Here is an 18668-nt window from a genome sequence, read left to right as displayed (position 1 = left end):
TTAGTGCTCCTCAGATTCTAAAAAATCTTGCGCGAAACGTTGCAGTACACCACCCGCTGAATATATTGACACTTCTTCAGCAGTATCTAATCGACACGTCATTGGCACTTCAACGGTTTCACCATTAGCACGGGTAATCACTAGTGTCAGTGTTGCGCCTGGTGTTGGCTCACCTTTCACACTAAAACTCTCACTACCATTAATACCTAGCGTAGTTCGCGTAGTACCTGCTTTAAACTCAAGCGGTAATACACCCATACCAATTAAGTTAGTGCGGTGAATACGCTCAAAGCCTTCTGCTGCAATCACTTGAACACCAGCTAGGCGAACACCTTTTGCAGCCCAGTCACGTGACGAACCTTGACCATAATCAGCACCAGCTACAATGATAAGCGGTTGTTTGCGCTCCATGTAGGTTTCGATAGCTTCCCACATACGCGTCACTTTGCCTTCTGGTTCAATGCGAGCATATGAACCTTGCTTCACTTCACCATTTTCTTTAACCATTTCATTCAATAACTTAGGGTTAGCGAATGTAGCACGCTGTGCTGTTAAATGGTCACCTCGGTGAGTTGCATAGGAGTTAAAATCTTCTTCTGGGAGACCCATTTTAGCCAGGTATTCACCAGCAGCACTTGACGCTAAAATCGCATTCGAAGGTGATAAGTGATCAGTAGTGATGTTGTCGCCCAACACAGCTAATGCACGCATATCACTCAGAGAGCGTTCACCCGCTAATGCGCCTTCCCAATAAGGAGGACGACGAATATAGGTACTTTGTGGACGCCATTGGTAAAGTGGATCGTTGTCTTCACCGTAATCTACACTTAAGTCAAACATTGGCTCGTAAACCTTTTTAAATTGTTCAGGTTTAACACTTTGTTTGATCACTGCATCAATTTCTTCATCTGATGGCCATAAATCCATAAGACGAATTTCGTTACCTTGTTGATCATGCCCTAATACATCTTTTTCGATATCAAAACGAATAGTACCGGCGATAGCATAAGCAACAACCAGCGGCGGTGAAGCTAAGAATGCTTGTTTAGCATAAGGGTGAATACGGCCATCGAAGTTACGGTTACCCGAAAGTACAGCGGTTGCGTATAAGTCGCGGTCAATCACTTCTTGCTGAATTTTTGGATCAAGCGCACCACTCATGCCGTTACAGGTTGTACATGCAAAGGCAACGATACCAAAACCTAGTTGTTCAAGCTCAGGTAATAAATTTGCTTCTTCTAAGTAAGACTTAACCGCTTTAGAACCCGGTGCCAGTGATGTTTTAACCCATGGCTTACGAGTTAACCCTTTAGCGTTAGCATTACGCGCAAGTAAACCTGCGGCAATAACATTGCGTGGATTACTAGTATTCGTACAACTTGTGATTGCAGCAATGATACAGGCACCATCTGGCATTAAGCCTTCTTCATTCTCAACAACGCCAGTGATACCCGCTTTATCAAGTTCGCTTGTTGCAACACGGCGATGTGGATTTGAAGGGCCCGCAATATTGCGACCAACTGATGATAGATCAAAGGTTAACACACGCTCATATTCTGCCGTTTTAAGGCTATCACTCCAAAGGCCAGTTTCTTTCGCGTAAGTTTCGACGAGTTTAACTTGCTCTTCTTCACGGCCTGTTAAACGTAGATAATCAAGCGTGTTGTCATCAATGTAAAACATCGCAGCTGTTGCGCCAAACTCTGGCGTCATATTAGAAATAGTTGCTCTATCGCCTAAGGTAAGTGCATCGGCACCTTCGCCATAAAACTCAAGGTAGGTCGATACAACTCTTTCATTACGTAAAAATTCGGTGATCGCTAATACGATATCGGTTGCAGTAATACCCGGTTGTGGCTTGCCTTTGAGCTCAACACCCACAATATCAGGTAAACGCATGTAAGATGCACGGCCAAGCATCACGCTTTCTGCTTCAAGACCACCTACACCGACTGCAATAACACCTAATGCATCGACCATAGGTGTATGGCTATCTGTACCAACTAATGTATCTGGGAATGCCACGCCGTCACGTTTTTGGATCACAGGTGACATTTTCTCTAAATTGATTTGATGCATAATGCCGTTACCCGGCGGGATCACATCAATATTTTTAAATGCTGTTTTCGTCCAATTAATAAAGTGGAATCGGTCATCGTTACGACGGTCTTCAATAGCACGGTTTTTTTCAAATGCGTCAGGTTCAAAACCTGCGTGTTCAACCGCTAATGAATGGTCAACAATTAACTGTGTCGGTACCACAGGGTTTACTTTTGCAGGATCGCCGCCTTTTGCAGCTATGGCATCACGCAGGCCTGCTAAATCAACTAACGCTGTTTGACCTAAGATGTCGTGACACACAACGCGCGCAGGAAACCATGGAAAATCTAAATCACGCTTGCGGTTAATCAATTGCGACAGTGCATCATTTAGCATTTCAGGGTCACAACGACGAACTAAGTTTTCGGCAAGTACTCGCGATGTATAAGGAAGTGTGGCATAGCTGCCCGGTTTAATTGCATCAACAGCAGCGCGAGTATCAAAGTAATCGACGCCGGTGCCTGCTAATGGTTTTCTAAAATTTGTATTCATGATGATTCTACTTGTACTTGGTGACGGTGAACAAAGGTGGGCTGATTGTTTTTGTATTTATTTCGCCCCTTCATAAAGGGGTAGCCAAGCCACCCCTATCACTGATTTAATTAACGATTAACGCTCAGAAATTGGCGTGTAGCTACGCGCTTCTGGGCCAGTATAATCGGCACTTGGGCGAATAATACGGTTATTAGCACGTTGCTCTTTCACGTGTGCTGTCCAACCTGTTACACGGCTCATCACGAAAATTGGCGTAAATAACTTAGTTGGGATACCCATGAAGTGATACGCAGATGCATGGAAGAAATCAGCATTACAGAATAATTTCTTTTCACGCCACATAACTTCTTCACATCGAACAGATACAGGATATAGAACATCGTCACCCACTTCTGCAGCCAGCTTTTCTGACCATTTTTTGATGATCACGTTACGTGGATCTGATTCACGGTAAATGGCGTGACCAAAGCCCATGATCTTGTCTTTACGCTCAAGCATCCCCATCAGTGCATCTTCAGCTTGGTCTGCACTTGTAAAGCCTTCAATCATATCCATAGCCGCTTCGTTCGCACCACCATGTAGTGGACCACGTAAGCTACCAATTGCACCCGTTACACAAGAGTGAATATCAGACAATGTTGATGCACACACACGCGCAGTGAATGTTGATGCATTAAACTCATGCTCAGCATAAAGAATTAAAGATACATTCATTACTTGCTCAAACAGTGCTGATGGTGCTTCGTCATGTAATAAACGTAAGAAGTGTGCACCTACCGAATCATCATCTGTTTCAGTTTCAATACGAACGCCGTCATGGCTAAAACGATACCAGTAACAAATAATGCTTGGGAATACGGCAACTAAGCGATCAATCGCATCATTCGCCTGTGAGAAATCTTGCTCCATTTCTAGGTTACCTAGCATAGAACAACCCGTACGCATTACATCCATTGGGTGCGCGTCTTTAGGAATGTTCTCAAGCACAGTTTTTAGTGCGTCAGGTAAACCACGAAGTGATTTTAGCTTTGCTTTATATTCAGTCAGCTCAGACTCTGTTGGTAATTCACCGCGCGACAGTAAAAAAGACACTTCTTCAAACTGCGCTTTATCTGCTAATTCACTAATATCATAACCACAATAAGTTAAACCTGAACCTGACTTACCTACTGTACACAGAGCTGTTTCACCTGCTACTTGACCACGTAAACCTGCGCCGCCTAATGCTTTATCTACCATGAGTGTTCTCCTTATATGTTGTCGTTATGATTTTTTAGCTGAGAAAAGGTTATCGAGTGTGTTTTCATATGAGTGATAATCTAAAAACTCATATAATTCTGCACGTGTTTGCATATTGTCTACTTGGCTTTGTTGCGAGCCTTCGCTAAGAATAGACGAATACACATTAAGTGCGGCTTTGTTCATCGCTCTAAATGCACTAAGTGGATAAAGTACAATTTCAACACCCACTTCGCTCAATTGCTCAGTTGTATAAAGCGGTGTTTGGCCAAATTCAGTGATATTCGCAAGAATTGGCACATTTAAAGCTTTAGCAAACGCTTGGTAATCTGCTAAATCATGTACCGCTTCTGCAAAGATCGCATCTGCGCCAGCTTCAACACACGCTGCTGCGCGGTCAATCGCGGCATTTAAGCCTTCTTTTTGGAATGCATCAGTACGCGCCATAATATAAAAATCACTGTCTGTTTTGGCATCAACCGCCGCTTTAATACGGTCAACCATTTCATCTTTAGACACGATCTCTTTATTAGGACGGTGACCACAACGTTTTTGTGCTACTTGGTCTTCAATATGGAAGCCCGCTGCGCCTGCTTTGGTCATTTCTTTAACGGTACGAGCAATATTAAAAGCACCGCCCCAACCTGTGTCAGCATCAACAAGAAGCGGTAAGTCGGTAGCGCTGGTGATTCGACGAATATCTTCAAGTACGTTATCAAGGCTAGTCATACCTAAATCTGGCATGCCGTATGATGCGTTAGCAACACCCGCACCTGAAAGGTAAAGTGCTTGGTGGCCTGTTTTCTCTGCCATCATTGCGCAGTACGCGTTGACGGTGCCAACCACTTGCAATGGCTTGTTGTTGGCGATTGCCTGTTTGAATTTTAATCCTGCTGACATTGGATAACTCCTATCTTTGAACGGTTTCAGCTCTTTGGCTAACTCTATTTTTTAAATCTAAATTGTGACTGTTTAACTACGGCGCTACTGATTTTTTGCTGCGAGTAAGTCAAACTTCGTCTGAATATTTGCCTGAGACGCACTGATATGGCGCTTCATAAGCATTTCGGCTAATTCACCGTCATGGTTTTCAATGGCATTAATAATAGCCAAGTGTTCATCAAACGCTTTTGATACACGTGGCCCAACCATCCCCATTTGTACACGGTACATACGAATTAACTGGTACAACTCATTACATAACAGATGAATTAAGTGTGCGTTTTTCGACCCTTTAATAATGCGATAATGAAAATCAAGGTCGCCCGCTTCTTGGTAGTATGATTCACCTTCTTTTACACGCTGTGTTTGTAAGTGCTGATTCAATAACTGTTTTAAACCCTGTACTTCTTCAGGTTCCATGTTGTCGGCAGCTAACCGACAAGCTAGCCCTTCTAAGGCACTACGAACCTGATAGACTTCGATTAAACGCTCGGCGGTTAGCGCAACAACACGACAACCGACATTCGCTTTACGCTCTACCAAATAACAGCTCTCTAAACGATTTAGTGCCTCACGTAAGGTGGCACGGCTTACACCATAGCGTTTAGCAAGTTCTGGCTCAGAAATTTTGCTACCCTGCTCGATGGTGCCTTGGACAATTTCACGACGCATGTCGACAAACACTTGGTCTGATGCTGTTGTTATCGTGATATCGTTGTAGTTATCGTTGGCTTTTTGCTCTGTCATAATAGGTCTATCAAAGTACTAAATTAAGATTGTCGACAATTTGTGAGTTCACTATGCGCCCTATCATTGAAACTGTCAACCTTGAGATCGGAAAAACAGACTAAAAAACCAGCAAAATGTCGACATAAATTGATATTTATCAAAAATAATGGCTATAAAGAACATTTATATTAGTAATATGTCGACACTTCAATCTCACTGTTAAAAAGCTAAAAATATCCCCTGATAGCGCTATAAATGGTATGATCCAGCTATTATTACGTGATGTGAGAGCCATTTAGTGGACGCTAATACATATATTCCTGACTCATTTATTGATGATGTAAAAAGCTACCTTCCTGAACATTTATCATTAGACGACTTTATTGCAGCCTGTCGCCGCCCACTAAGACGATCTGTTCGCGTAAATACATTAAAAATGTCAGTCGATGAATTTCAGCGTCAATGCGCCAAAAAAGGATGGGAGTTAACAGCAATTCCATGGTGCGAAGAAGGGTTCTGGCTAACACGACCAAGCGACGAAGAAGCCGCCCTTGCAATCGGTAATACCGATTTACATTTAAGTGGTGCTATGTATGTGCAAGAAGCCAGCTCAATGTTACCGCCGGTAGCACTGAGAGCCGAAGTTAAGCAAAGCGACGCGGTACTTGATATGGCATCGGCACCAGGTTCAAAAACATCACAAATCGCCGCCATGATGGATAATAGTGGCGTGTTAGTGGCCAATGAGTTGTCATCGTCACGCTTAAAAGTATTGGCTGCAACCCTCAAACGTATGGGTGTGGGTAATTGCGCATTATCACATTTTGACGGTGTGATATTCGGGGATTACATGTATGAGTGCTTCGACAGCATTTTGCTAGATGCTCCGTGTTCAGGTGAAGGCACGGTTCGTAAAGATGCAGACGCCCTAAAGAATTGGTCAATCGAATCTAATATTGATATTGCTGCTGTGCAAAAAGCCCTTATCAAAAGTGCCTTTTATGCCTTAAAACCAGGCGGCACATTAGTCTATTCGACCTGTACTTTAACACCCCTTGAAAACCAACAAGTGTGTGAGTATCTATTATCAGAGTTCCCTGATTGCATCGAAGTACAACCGCTCGACAGCCTGTTTGATGGCGCAGACAAAGCGACAACCAGTGAAGGGTATTTACATGTTTGGCCGCAAACTTACGACAGTGAAGGTTTCTTCATCGCTAAATTTAAGAAAGTAGCATCAAGCGATAACCCAAATCAAAAAATTAAAAAAGGCGCATTTCCGTTTGCTGAGTTTGATAAAATACAAAGCCAAGCGTTTATGCAAACAATTAAAAAACAGTTCGGTCTAAAATCACTCAAAGGCACGTTAATGCAGCGTGATAAAGAGCTTTGGTTGTTTCCTGATGGCTTTGAAGAACTGCAAGATAAAATTAAATACTCTCGTTTAGGTATTCAACTTGGTGTGATCCACAAAGGCGGTGTTCGCTTAACTCACGAGTTTGCCACTGTCTTTGGCCAAGATTGCGATAAAAATACCTTTGAGATGTCTGTTTGCCAAGCAAACGATTACTTTAACGGTAAAGATATTAGGCTCGAAAAACCAACGCAAGATAATGGTGAAGTAGTTTTAATGTTATGTGGTTGTCCGGTAGGCCTAGGTAAGTGGCAAAAGAATAAAATTAAGAACTCATTACCTCGTGATTTGGTCCAAAATGCCCAGTTGATAACTTGGGTATAAGTTGCGCATAAAGACTGTATAAATAAGGCGCTAATTTAGGTAAAAAGCTGTAACAGACTGATTTTAAACTAGTATAAAATTTGTACATTTACCGTGCAATTTCCTGCTGATTAACTACACTTAAAAGTACTTTCTACTTCTCCCTACTGAATTTAGAAGGTGTTTTTTTATAGTTAGCGCAGGCTCACACGAGCCACCCCCTAAGCCCAGAACAATGCGGATTCGTTCTGGGCGTTTTTTTATTCAAAAGCAATCGATTAATTATCGTTTAAATCGAATTCAGTTATTTGGTTATCAGCGTGAATAAGTTCATATTTAGCGAGTAAGCCATCATTGAGCTCAATTAAGCTGATAGCCGCATTACTGACCAAATACTTTTGTCCTTCGCCTTTGGTTTGATGTTTATCAACTTCCATTTGCCAACGTTTAGTGAAAAAGTTAAGTGGGCTTTTCGGGGCATATAAAATTGAGTCGAGTTTATCGAGTACATTAATAAGTTTGCGTGGGAACTCATTTTTAATACCACTGGCAGTCAACTGCCAAATTCGGTTTTTATGTTTACCAAAGCGCTTTTGCACTGAAAAACAAAATGAATAATGGACATCACCAGAGAGGATCAAGGTTTCTTTTGGCGTATCTTCACGGCGAAAAGTATCTAGCAGTTTTTTAGCAGAACCTTCATGGGCCATCCAGTTTTCAACATCAACCAACAATGGCTGCCCGCAAAAATTAAAAATAGCTTGGATTGCTTCAATCGATTTAACACCAAACACCGGTGCTGGAGATACAATAATCACTTTATCGTGAGACAATAAGCTTTCTTCTAATTCAATGAGCCTTTCCCAATCAAGTAAGCCTGATGGTTCATTGAAATTTTGCTCATTACGCCAGCGATGGGTTCGGGTATCGAGAACCACAACTTTGGGGATGGTATTAAGCTCGTAATGCCAATGGTTAAAATTGAGTATTAGCTTATCAAAGTCTTTAAAATGCCAGCTCTGTTGTTGCAGGCTTTGTTTAAAACTGGGTAATAAAGACAAAGTGTTATCACCGGCATCATTACCAATTCCTTGCATTAACCAATAACTAATCAGGCCATTATTTACAATACGACGGCTAGCTGGGTGCTGATAAATAGCTTGCTCCCACCCTGCTGTTAAGTTCCAATCATCGGTGACATCATGATCATCAAACATCATTAGTGTCGACACATTGGCGAATAATCTTTCAACACTCTGAAGGCCATTTGCAAAGCCAACCAGTGCGTCCTTTTCAAGTTTAAATAGGTTAGCGTATTTAGGGGCTAATGCTGGGCATTCAATTGATTCAAACTCAATTAGCTGCCAAGTAACAGCACTGAAGTTTAATAAATATAGCGCTATAAATTCTTGAAAATGAATTAAGTGGTTTTCAGCTTTTAAGCTTGAGAAGTGTGGCTCATCTTTTTTAAGCCAATAACCAACACCAAATTTGCTCCGTTTTTGCCAAGGTACTTTAGGTAAGTGTAAATGGCGCTGATAAAGTTGCTGCTCAAACTCTTCTGGTAAATCTAAATCAAGCGCTGGCTCTGAAAACACTCCAAACAAGCTAATCACTTTTTCAATCGCGAGCAGCATAGGCCCTGCGACATCATCCGCATATATTTGGTCGCCAGATAACAATAATAGATCAGCACCTGCATTAAGTGACTGGCGCTGATCATTTTGCCAATTATCTGCAGCTACAAGGCTATCTTTTGCAGGGTGATGAGGGTTACGACACGAACCATGCAGAATTCTATCGAGTCGATTTGGGATCACAAATGCTGGAGATTCTGCACGTTCATAGCAATAAGACGATAAATCAAGGCTTTTTTCTTCATCATGTAACGAATAATAGATCAGTGAATCAACTGCAAACTGGCCACTGACTGGTATGACATTTATGAAATTTAAGTAAAGGTGTTGCCCTAACTGGATTGATTCTAAGCTAGAGAATGTTTCAACACCGCTAAACTCTATTCGGTAGTGGCAAGGCCTAGTTGTAACAAATTGAAAGCACACTCGCCCTGCATCTGCTCGGCGTACCATTGGCCCCATTACTAACTGAGGTAAGTTCGATACGCCGTCCACTATTACGCCCTTTTAGCTTGATTAAACAACGAGTAAAAGTTGTTGGTTGTTGCTTCAGCTAATTCGTTAAAAGTAAGCCCTTTTAACTCAGCGATGTAGTAAGCCACATCTTCAACATAGGCTGGTTGATTTGTTTTACCACGATATGGAACAGGCGCTAAATACGGTGAATCTGTTTCGATTAGTAAGCGATCTAGCGGAATTTGCTTTACAACGTCTTTTAACTCTACGGCATTTTTAAACGTAACAATGCCCGAAATCGAAATATAAAAGCCCATATTAATGGCTTTTTTGGCCATATCCCAGTTTTCTGTAAAGCAATGTAATACACCACCACAATTCTCAGCATTGTGGGCGCGCATTAAGTTAATGGTGTCTTCTCTAGCGTCTCGTGTATGAATAATAAGCGGCTTATTTAGCTCATTGGCAACGTCGATATGACCAACAAAGCTTTCTTGCTGAACAATATGGGTGTCTTTTGAGTAATAGTAATCAAGACCCGTTTCACCAATTGCTACCACTTTGTCGTGGCTTGCAAGTGAAATAAGCTTTTGCTTATCGAGTGCGTCTTTTTGATCAAGTGGATGCACACCACATGATGCAGAAACATCTGGATAGTTCTTAATTTTATCCAGCATTGATGGGAATTGATCTAAAGTTACGCTTACACATAAAAAGTGTTCTACTTTCTTTGCACGAGCATTATCGAGTACTTGGTCTAAATTAAGGTCGAGTTTATCGAAATCAAGCCTGTCTAAATGACAATGAGAATCTACAATCATGGTACTACTTTTATTACATGGTATAGGTCGGATTGCCTGAGTTTAACATAGTACCGAGTAGTTTTTCGATTTTGGCATTCAAATTGGTTTTATCATCGATAAAATTCACACCAATACCTGGCGGGTTTGAGCTTTGCGCACCTTGTGGTGTGATCCAAGCAACTTTACCCGTTACTACATCATCCTCTAGTGCATCTGGTAATGTTACTTTTAAAGCCAATGAATGACCCATTTCAAAGCGCATATTAGTGCGAACAAACAAACCACCATTTTTTAGATAAGGCATGTAACAGCGGTATAATTCTTCTAAGTCTTCGATATCTACTAATAATTCTTGCACGATATATCCTAATTTTGACTTTCACGTAAAGTAAACGCTAATTGTGAAATGGCTAGATCCATATTTAAGCCAAGCACATGCGAGCTGTTATAAAGAAACTCTGAAATAGCAGATTGTGCTTTTTGATAATTGAAAAAGTCCATTCCTAATACTAATTGCGTTTTAAGATGCTCTGTTAAAAACAAGGCAAATACATTAACCAAGCTATGATCTTTATTAAGGATGTCGACTAACGCACTGAAATTATGGCTGTCTTTTAGCTTAGTTGCAAATTTAAAGAGTGAATCAATAGCTTCAAGTTGGTTATCATTTTGCCACTGCTGAACAAGCAGTGGCTGCCTAGCGAACAACTCTAACCATGAATAATTAGCAATGTTCAGTGATGCTAACCATTGTGTTGTATATTCTGGGTTAACCTTTATTTCGTGTACCGCACAGCGACTTAAAATTGTTGCAGGTAATAATGCTGTTTGTTCGCACGTTAACAATAAATAACGGCGCAAACTTGGCTCTTCAAGGGTCTTTAATAAAGCATTAGCCGCTGCAGTGGTCATTTTGTGACACTGTTCAAGCACCACTACTTTGTTACCATTTTGCGCTGCTGAATGGTTGATAAAATCACTGATCTCCCGAATTTCATCAACGCCTATTGTTTGGCCTTCTACCTTTACAACGCGTTTATCAGGATGAGTACCCGCTTGATTTAGTTGGCAGCTTTTACAATTGCCACAGGCTTTTAAGTTTACAGGTGACGCACAAAGTAGCCCATCAGCGAGCGAATCGACTAAACGTTGCTTGCCAACACCTTTATCACCATTAAATAGCTGTGCATGATGAAAGCGTTGCTGTGCAAAACTTTGCGCAAGTTGCTGATAAAGCCCTTCAAGCCACGGCAAAGGCATATTAATTTAAACCTGCAAAAAAGTTATCAAGCACGGTAGTGATTGCCGCATGTACTTCTGGCATTGTTTGGTTTGCATCCACAATTTTGATACTGCTATCAGTGTTAGCTATTTCAAGGTAGCGTGCGCGAGTGCGCTCAAAAAAGCCTAATGCTTCTTGTTCGATACGATCAAGTTCACCACGTCCTTTAGCGCGAGCAAGACCCACAGCTGGGTCAATGTCTAAATAAATGGTTAAATCAGGCTTTAAACCATTTAGCACCATATCAGCTAAAAAAGAGAGTTTAGTTTGTTCAATACCACGACCACCACCTTGATATGCTTGTGATGAAAGATCATGGCGATCACCTAAAACCCAAGTGCCCTTTTCAAGTGCCGGATTAATAACATTAGCAACCAATTGCGAACGTGCTGCATACATGATTAACAGCTCTGTTTCACTCGTCACTGTTTCTTGGTGAGCCTGTTTGACGATATTACGCAGCTCTTCAGCCATAGCTGTACCGCCAGGCTCACGTACATTAATAAAATCGACTTGCTTGTTTTCTAAATAAGCTTGGCATACGGCAATAGCCGTTGATTTTCCGGCCCCTTCTAGGCCTTCAATCACTATAAATTTCGCTGTCATATGACTCAATTCTGGTTGTTAGTTTAATTGGTACTGCTTTACCGCTCGATTATGTTCTTGCAATGTTTTCGAAAATTGATGGCTGCCATCCCCTTTCGCAACAAAATACACATATTCAGACTCAGGTGGATTAACCGCGGCCAAAATCGCTGCTTTCGAAGGCATGGCTATGGGTGTTGGCGGCAAGCCTTTTATTTTATACGTGTTATACGGTGTATAGGTTGTTAAATCTTTTCGTTTTATATCGCCATCAAAATCAGCACCAATACCATAAATAACCGTTGGATCGGTTTGTAAGCGCATATTGGTTTTTAAACGATTGGTAAATACCGCAGAAATTAATGGTCGCTCAGAAGCAAGGCCCGTTTCTTTTTCGATGATAGAAGCCAGTATTAACGCTTCATACGGTGAGCTTAATACTAAATCTGGCGCTCTAGTTTGCCATGCGGTGTCTAATTCCTGCTGCATTTTGTTGTATGCGCGTTTTAATAAGCCGCTGGCACTATCTTCGCTATGGTAGTGATAGGTATCAGGGAACAACCAGCCTTCTAAATTCTCTTGCGTGTTACTTATCTGCGTCGCTAAATTTTCTGTATCTAAGTCTTGGCTTAAATGCGCTTGCTTTTGAATATTAGCAACAACGTCACGAAGTGGCTGACCTTCAATAATTGTGAAGCTAAAGCTCACTTGTGCACCTTGATTAATACGGCGAATATTATCAATCACAGCGCTTGTATCCAGTTCATAAAGACCCGCTTTTAAATCCGTAAGCGTAGGATCTAATTTAGCGAGTACCTGAAATTTAAAACAACTATCAACCCACTGCTTTGTTTGCCATGCTTGGCAAAGTTGATTAAAGCCGGTGCCACGCTCCACTTTAAATAAAGTACTATTTTCAACTTTTAACGGCATTTTTAATGCTGATTGAAGTTGTTGATAGCCAATACCACAACATAGCAATGCTAATAACAGCACGCTAACAATGACTTTTATCACACACTCTCCTTGGCAAACTGCGCCGTTAATAGCGCTTTACTGCATTCAATATCAAACTGTGTATCAGCAATTCGTGCAACGGGAACCACGCCCATTAAACTGTTACACATAAATACGGCATCCATAGCTAAAAGCTCATCTAGTTGGATTGCTTTAAATTCAATGGCTAACTTATCACATAAAGCGCTGAGATAAACCCCAGTGATACCGCAACGGTCTAACTTAGGTGATATAACTTGACCGTCTTTAATAGCAAAAATATTTGCAGTAGAGCACTCAATCACATTGTTATCATAATCAAGTACAACAACGTCATCACATTCAAGGCTGCTCATTTGCTTTTTGATAAGCACTTGCTCTAAACGGTTCAATGTTTTTAAGCCTGCAAGTAAAGGTTGATGTGCAAGTTTCACGTCGCTGATTTCAAGATTTGCCCCCTGCTGCTGCCAACTTTTATAGTGTGAAACTGCAGGCATGGTACTGATCAGCACTTGGATACTTGGTGTGTTTGGTAAGCCATAACCACGCCCACCTGCACCACGGGTGACAACTATTTTTAAAATACCGGTTTGTGTATCACTGATTGCGTGGTTAACTTCACGCTCAATTGCGGTTAAATCTAATTCGGGGAAAAATAGTCTTTGCGCGCATTCATCTAAACGCGCTTTGTGTAAATCCCAGTGCTCAACGACAGAATTCATCACAGAGGCTGTGGTAAAAAAGCCATCACCATAATTTAAGCCACGATCTTGCGTGCTTATTGTGGTGTCTGGTGTGATTATTTTTATTGTTTGTTTTAATTTATTCATACAAAAAAGCCCAGTTAAACAACTGGGCTCTTCTTTTTAGTCCGTTGTTAAAAAGAATTATACCTTTTTAAACAGCAACGAGCCATTAGTACCACCAAAACCAAATGAATTACATAGTGCGTAATCCAATTTAGCGTCACGTGCAGTGTGCGGTACGTAGTCTAAATCACAGCCTTCATCTGGGTTATCAAGGTTGATTGTAGGGCTTACTTTCTGGTCAACAAGTGACAAGATAGTAATAATTGACTCTACCGAGCCTGCTGCACCTAACAAGTGACCCATCATTGATTTAGATGAACTTACCATCACATCTTTCGCTGCATCACCAAAAATAGTTTTAACAGCGGATGTTTCGGCTTTATCGCCTGCATTCGTCGATGTACCGTGAGCATTAATGTAACCAACTTGGTCTGCATTAACTTGTGCATCGTTTAGGGCATTTTCCATCGCTAGAGCTGCGCCTGCACCGTCTTCAGGTGGAGATGTCATGTGATATGCATCGCCACTCATACCAAAACCAACGAGTTCAGCGTAGATCTTCGCGCCACGTGCTTTAGCATGCTCATATTCTTCAAGTACGATAACACCAGCACCATCAGCAAGAACAAAACCATCACGGTCTTTATCCCAAGGACGAGATGCAGCTTGTGGATCGTCGTTACGAGTTGATAATGCACGTGCCGCATTAAAGCCACCCATACCAATTGGTGTCGATGCTTTTTCAGCACCACCGGCTACCATTGCATCTGCATCGCCGTATGCAATCATACGCGCAGCATGACCAATGTTATGCAGACCTGTAGTACAGGCTGTAACGATTGAAATATTAGGGCCACGTAAACCGTGCATAATCGATAAATGACCAGAGATCATATTGATAATGGTCGAAGGTACGTAAAACGGAGAAAGCTTACGCGGGCCGCTATTTAATAGTTTAATGTGGTTTTCTTCAATTAAAGTTAAACCACCGATGCCAGAACCCACTGCTACACCAACACGAGTGGCGTTTTCTTCAGTGATCTCTAGACCAGAATCTTGTAGTGCTTGTACACCCGCTGCAATGCCATATTGGATAAACAAATCCATTTTCTTTGCATCTTTCGGTGACATGTAAGCTGATGCATCAAAGTCATTCAGCAAACCTGCGAATTTGGTGCCGAAACTTGAGGTATCGAAATGCGTGATAGTTTGAATACCACTTTTACCGTTTAACAAACCTTGCCAAGTAGATTCAACATCATTACCTAGCGGTGTCAACATTCCTAAGCCAGTTACGACGACTCGACGTTTAGCCACGGGTTGCCTCCAATAAGGAAATTATTTTAGGTGGGGTGTATACCAAATTTATTAGTATCATTCTATAGATAGACTAAGGGCAGCTTAATGCTGCCCTTAAAATCAAAATGCGTAAAATTACTCAGCGTGAGCTGTAACGTAATCGATTGCAGCTTGAACTGTAGTGATCTTTTCAGCTTCTTCGTCTGGGATCTCAGTGTCGAACTCTTCTTCAAGAGCCATTACTAGTTCTACAGTGTCAAGTGAATCAGCACCTAAGTCGTCAACGAAAGAAGCTTCATGTTTTACTTCTTCTTCTTTAACACCTAGTTGCTCAATGATAATTTTCTTTACGCGTTCTTGGATGTCGCTCATTCTTCTTTCCTTTATTAAAAACGCCAATGCGTTATTTTCAGATTGCGGCGTAGTTTACGCCGCATAATTCTGTGATTCAAGGATTTGCTGATAATTACTTATCTGGTCAAACCTCTCGAATAGTATTTGTTCATTTATCGCTTATTTTCATAGCGAATTCAAGTATGTTTAAAGCAAGATCACAAAAATTTCAACAATTTTCGATAATCTTTCGCTAGCAAATTTTTGCTAACTTTCATTAAACCATGTACATCGCGCCATTTACGTGCAATGTTTCGCCTGATACATACGCAGCAGCGTCAGATGCTAAATAGCATACCGCAGCAGCGATTTCTTCAGGTTGACCTAAACGCCCTGCAGGTACATTTGCAAGCGTAGCTGCTTTTTGGTCTTCAGTCAGCTCGTCTGTCATATCTGTTTGGATAAAACCCGGTGCAACAACGTTCACAGTGATGCCACGTGATGCCACTTCGCGTGCTAATGACTTAGTAAAACCAATTACACCCGCTTTCGCTGCAGCATAGTTAGCTTGACCCGCATTACCCATAGTGCCCACTACAGAACCGATATTAATGATACGACCATTTTTCTTTTTCATCATAGGGCGTAAAACAGCCTTAGATAAACGGAAAATTGAGCTTAGGTTCGTGTCGATGATGTCATCCCACTCACCGTCTTTCATACGCATTAATAAGTTATCGCGAGTAATACCTGCATTGTTAACTAATACGTCGATATCGCCTAAATCAGCCTTGATCGCAGCAAGTGTCGCCTCAATCGATTCAGGATCTGTAACGTTAAGGGCATAACCTTTACCGTTGTCACCTAGATATTCACTGATTTTAGCAGCACCTGATTCGCTTGTTGCAGTACCCGCTACTTTTGCACCTTGTGCAACTAGCGTATTTGCAATCGCTTTACCAATACCACGGCTTGCACCAGTGATTAGGACAACCTTGCCCTCAAGAGAAAATAAATTTGTCATTCTATTCCTACTTATTTCGCTTCATCAATAGCAGCTTGCGTATTAACCGCACCACATACCATTGCTTTATCAATTCGTTTAGCAAGGCCCGTTAATACTTTACCTGGGCCAAACTCATAGCTTTGTGTGATACCTTGCGCAACTAATGCTTGTACAGTTTCAGTCCAGCGTACTGGGCTGTATAGTTGGCGTACTAATGCATCTTTAATTGCTTCACTTGATTGCTCAGCTTTTACATCAACGTTGTTGATTACATCACACTTAGGTGTATTAAATGTTAAAGCGGCTAAATCAGCAGCTAATTTCTCAGCAGCTGGTTTCATTAGTTCACAGTGAGAAGGTACGCTTACTGCAAGTGGTAAAGCACGTTTAGCACCTGCTTCTTTACATGCTTCTGATGCACGCTCAACTGCCGCTTTGTGGCCAGCGATAACAACCTGACCTGGTGAGTTGTAGTTTACTGGTGAAACAACTTCACCATTTGCTGATGCGTCACAGGCAGCTTTGATTTCGTCATCACCTAAGCCGATGATTGCAGCCATAGAACCAACACCCGCAGGTACTGCTTCTTGCATATATAAACCACGATTTTCTACTAGTTTAACGGCTTCGCTTAAGCTTACAACGCCAGCACAAACTAATGCTGAATACTCGCCTAAACTGTGACCAGCCATAACAACATCGGCATCAGGGTTTGCGTCTAACCATTGACGGTAAATAGCAACACTAGCAGTAAGAAGTGCTGGTTGTGTACGATGGGTTTGATTTAATTCTTCTTCTGGACCATTTAGTACAAGTGCAGCTAGATCATAGCCAAGAGCTTCAGATGCTTCAGCGAATGTTGCTTTAGCAATTTGAGAATCAGCTAATAGTTCAGATAACATGCCCACAGTTTGTGAGCCTTGACCTGGAAATACGAGTGCAATTTTATGTGCCATACTTTGCTCTTATAATTAAACAAAAAAATATTCTGTAGCAGGCAGCATAACAAGTTTTAGATATGCTGCACTACTTTGTTGTTGGATGTGTTTGCTCAAAAATCGCAGCGATTTTTTCAGGGAGTTGGCGTTCGACTTCCCGCGCGGCTTCATCAATAGCAGCATGAAACGCCTTTGGTGAGGCATTGCCATGGCTTTTAACAACAATACCGCGCAATCCTACCAGACTTGCGCCGTTATACTGGTCGGGGTTCACCCGCTTGTAGAGTTTTTTTATCACTGGACGCAATAAAAACGCTAAACTTTTGTATAAGAAATGTTTGTGTAAGGCTTTGGTGAGTTTATGCATGATCAGTTTGGCAATACCTTCACAGGTTTTTAATGCCACATTACCTACAAATCCTTCGCACACAATAACATCGGCTTTTCCGCTGAAAATATCACTACCTTCACTGTAACCTGTGTAGTTGAGATATTCACACTGCTGCATTAACTGTGCAGCTTGTTTTATTCCTTCATGCCCTTTGATGTCTTCAGAGCCAATATTCAATAAACTAACTCTTGGGTTATCACACCCAAGTGCCTGCCCTGCTACCACAGAACCCATAATGCCAAATTGATAAAGGGTTTGTGCGTCACAATGCACATTAGCGCCTAAATCAAGTAAATAAACAGGGTTTTTACGTTCAGTTGGAACAGCAGAGATTAATGCAGGACGTTTTACGCCTGGAAGCATCTTTAATACATAATGCGCCATAAAAAATAACGCGCCTGTATTACCAGAGCTTACACACGCTTGCGCTTCACCCGATTTAACTAAATCGAGGGCAACTCGCATTGATGAATCTTTTTTAGAACGAACCGCTGAAGCAGGTTCACACGCATTTGTGACGACTTCGCTACAATGGCGAATAATTAAACGAGGGTGTGAAACAGAATCGAGTGCTTCGAGTTCTTTTAGAATAACTTGCTGATTACCACATAAGATGAGTCTTAAGTTGGTATTAGCATTTACCGCTTGCACGGCAGCGGGGATAGATGAACGGGGGCCGTAATCGCCCCCCATCATATCTAACGCTATGGTTAGATTGGTCAGCATATAGCAATCTCTTAGTTAGAAATTACTTTAACGCCTTTGTAGTAACCGTCAGCAGTTACGTGGTGACGACGGTGAGTCTCACCAGAAACTTGATCTACAGTTAAAGTTGGACCACTGATCGCATCGTGTGAACGGCGCATGCCGCGTCTTGCACGAGACTTTTTGCTTTTTTGTACAGCCATTAG

18 protein-coding genes are annotated in these 18668 nt (G+C 41.7%); 1 reads left to right on the top strand and 17 read right to left on the bottom strand.

Features of this window, described 5'->3' with window-relative positions; translation table 11 throughout:
• The 4 genes from acnD to AOG27_RS19785 all read right to left on the bottom strand — a co-directional run bounded on the left by acnD (position 1) and on the right by AOG27_RS19785 (position 5523).
• Positions 1-2592 carry a Fe/S-dependent 2-methylisocitrate dehydratase AcnD gene (gene acnD, locus AOG27_RS19800; RefSeq protein WP_054554726.1) on the bottom strand — a complete coding sequence of 864 codons (2592 nt, stop codon included), beginning with the start codon at positions 2590-2592 and terminating at the stop codon, positions 1-3.
• Positions 2593-2709: 117 nt separating this feature from the next.
• Positions 2710-3834 carry a bifunctional 2-methylcitrate synthase/citrate synthase gene (prpC, locus tag AOG27_RS19795; protein ID WP_054554725.1) on the bottom strand — a complete coding sequence of 375 codons (1125 nt, stop codon included), beginning with the start codon at positions 3832-3834 and terminating at the stop codon, positions 2710-2712.
• Positions 3835-3858: 24 nt separating this feature from the next.
• Positions 3859-4734 (bottom strand): methylisocitrate lyase, encoded by an 876-nt coding sequence (gene prpB, locus AOG27_RS19790; RefSeq protein WP_054554724.1) that lies wholly within the window; start codon positions 4732-4734, stop codon positions 3859-3861.
• An 84-nt stretch (positions 4735-4818) separates the two neighbouring features.
• The gene (locus tag AOG27_RS19785) at positions 4819-5523 is read right to left on the bottom strand and encodes a GntR family transcriptional regulator (RefSeq protein ID WP_054554723.1); all 705 of its coding nucleotides are present in this window, start codon (positions 5521-5523) and stop codon (positions 4819-4821) included.
• A gap of 280 nt (positions 5524-5803) precedes the next feature.
• Between AOG27_RS19785 and rsmF the strand changes: the two genes are divergently transcribed.
• On the top strand, positions 5804-7243 hold the full coding sequence (rsmF, locus tag AOG27_RS19780) for a 16S rRNA (cytosine(1407)-C(5))-methyltransferase RsmF (protein ID WP_054554722.1): 1440 nt from the start codon (positions 5804-5806) through the stop codon (positions 7241-7243).
• Positions 7244-7500: 257 nt separating this feature from the next.
• On the opposite strand, the gene AOG27_RS19775 is transcribed toward rsmF, so the two are convergent.
• The 13 genes from AOG27_RS19775 to rpmF all read right to left on the bottom strand — a co-directional run bounded on the left by AOG27_RS19775 (position 7501) and on the right by rpmF (position 18665).
• The gene (locus tag AOG27_RS19775) at positions 7501-9357 is read right to left on the bottom strand and encodes an alkaline phosphatase D family protein (protein WP_419177742.1); all 1857 of its coding nucleotides are present in this window, start codon (positions 9355-9357) and stop codon (positions 7501-7503) included.
• Positions 9357-10136 carry a TatD family hydrolase gene (locus tag AOG27_RS19770; RefSeq protein WP_054554721.1) on the bottom strand — a complete coding sequence of 260 codons (780 nt, stop codon included), beginning with the start codon at positions 10134-10136 and terminating at the stop codon, positions 9357-9359. Before AOG27_RS19770 ends, AOG27_RS19775 begins: the two co-directional genes overlap by 1 nt.
• A gap of 13 nt (positions 10137-10149) precedes the next feature.
• Positions 10150-10476: a PilZ domain-containing protein gene (locus tag AOG27_RS19765; protein ID WP_054554720.1), complete on the bottom strand. Its 327-nt coding sequence runs from the start codon at positions 10474-10476 to the stop codon at positions 10150-10152.
• An 8-nt stretch (positions 10477-10484) separates the two neighbouring features.
• Positions 10485-11378: a DNA polymerase III subunit gene (locus AOG27_RS19760; RefSeq protein ID WP_054554719.1), complete on the bottom strand. Its 894-nt coding sequence runs from the start codon at positions 11376-11378 to the stop codon at positions 10485-10487.
• A gap of 1 nt (position 11379) precedes the next feature.
• Complete coding sequence (tmk, locus tag AOG27_RS19755; RefSeq protein WP_054554718.1) at positions 11380-12006, bottom strand: dTMP kinase; 627 nt, start codon at positions 12004-12006, stop codon at positions 11380-11382.
• Between the two features lie 18 nt (positions 12007-12024).
• Positions 12025-13002 (bottom strand): endolytic transglycosylase MltG, encoded by a 978-nt coding sequence (gene mltG, locus AOG27_RS19750; protein ID WP_054554717.1) that lies wholly within the window; start codon positions 13000-13002, stop codon positions 12025-12027.
• The gene (pabC, locus tag AOG27_RS19745; protein WP_054554716.1) at positions 12999-13811 is read right to left on the bottom strand and encodes an aminodeoxychorismate lyase; all 813 of its coding nucleotides are present in this window, start codon (positions 13809-13811) and stop codon (positions 12999-13001) included. Before pabC ends, mltG begins: the two co-directional genes overlap by 4 nt.
• Before the next feature lie 57 nt (positions 13812-13868).
• Positions 13869-15107, bottom strand: coding sequence for a beta-ketoacyl-ACP synthase II (fabF, locus tag AOG27_RS19740; RefSeq protein WP_054554715.1), 1239 nt, complete (start codon positions 15105-15107; stop codon positions 13869-13871).
• 117 nt (positions 15108-15224) lie between these two features.
• Entirely contained in the window at positions 15225-15461 is a 237-nt protein-coding gene (acpP, locus tag AOG27_RS19735; protein ID WP_016707440.1) for an acyl carrier protein, read from the bottom strand.
• Between the two features lie 238 nt (positions 15462-15699).
• Positions 15700-16446: a 3-oxoacyl-ACP reductase FabG gene (gene fabG, locus AOG27_RS19730; RefSeq protein ID WP_054554714.1), complete on the bottom strand. Its 747-nt coding sequence runs from the start codon at positions 16444-16446 to the stop codon at positions 15700-15702.
• An 11-nt stretch (positions 16447-16457) separates the two neighbouring features.
• Positions 16458-17384 carry an ACP S-malonyltransferase gene (gene fabD, locus AOG27_RS19725; RefSeq protein ID WP_054554713.1) on the bottom strand — a complete coding sequence of 309 codons (927 nt, stop codon included), beginning with the start codon at positions 17382-17384 and terminating at the stop codon, positions 16458-16460.
• Positions 17385-17454: 70 nt separating this feature from the next.
• Complete coding sequence (plsX, locus tag AOG27_RS19720; RefSeq protein WP_054554712.1) at positions 17455-18483, bottom strand: phosphate acyltransferase PlsX; 1029 nt, start codon at positions 18481-18483, stop codon at positions 17455-17457.
• An 11-nt stretch (positions 18484-18494) separates the two neighbouring features.
• Positions 18495-18665, bottom strand: coding sequence for a 50S ribosomal protein L32 (gene rpmF, locus AOG27_RS19715; protein WP_036967969.1), 171 nt, complete (start codon positions 18663-18665; stop codon positions 18495-18497).
• Between the last annotated feature and the right edge of the window lie 3 nt (positions 18666-18668).

Source organism: Pseudoalteromonas lipolytica, from assembly GCF_001306915.1.
Taxonomy (GTDB): Bacteria; Pseudomonadota; Gammaproteobacteria; order Enterobacterales; family Alteromonadaceae; genus Pseudoalteromonas; species Pseudoalteromonas simplex.
Note: the sequence above shows the minus strand (reverse complement) of the source record. Positions and strands in the feature narration are given on the sequence as shown.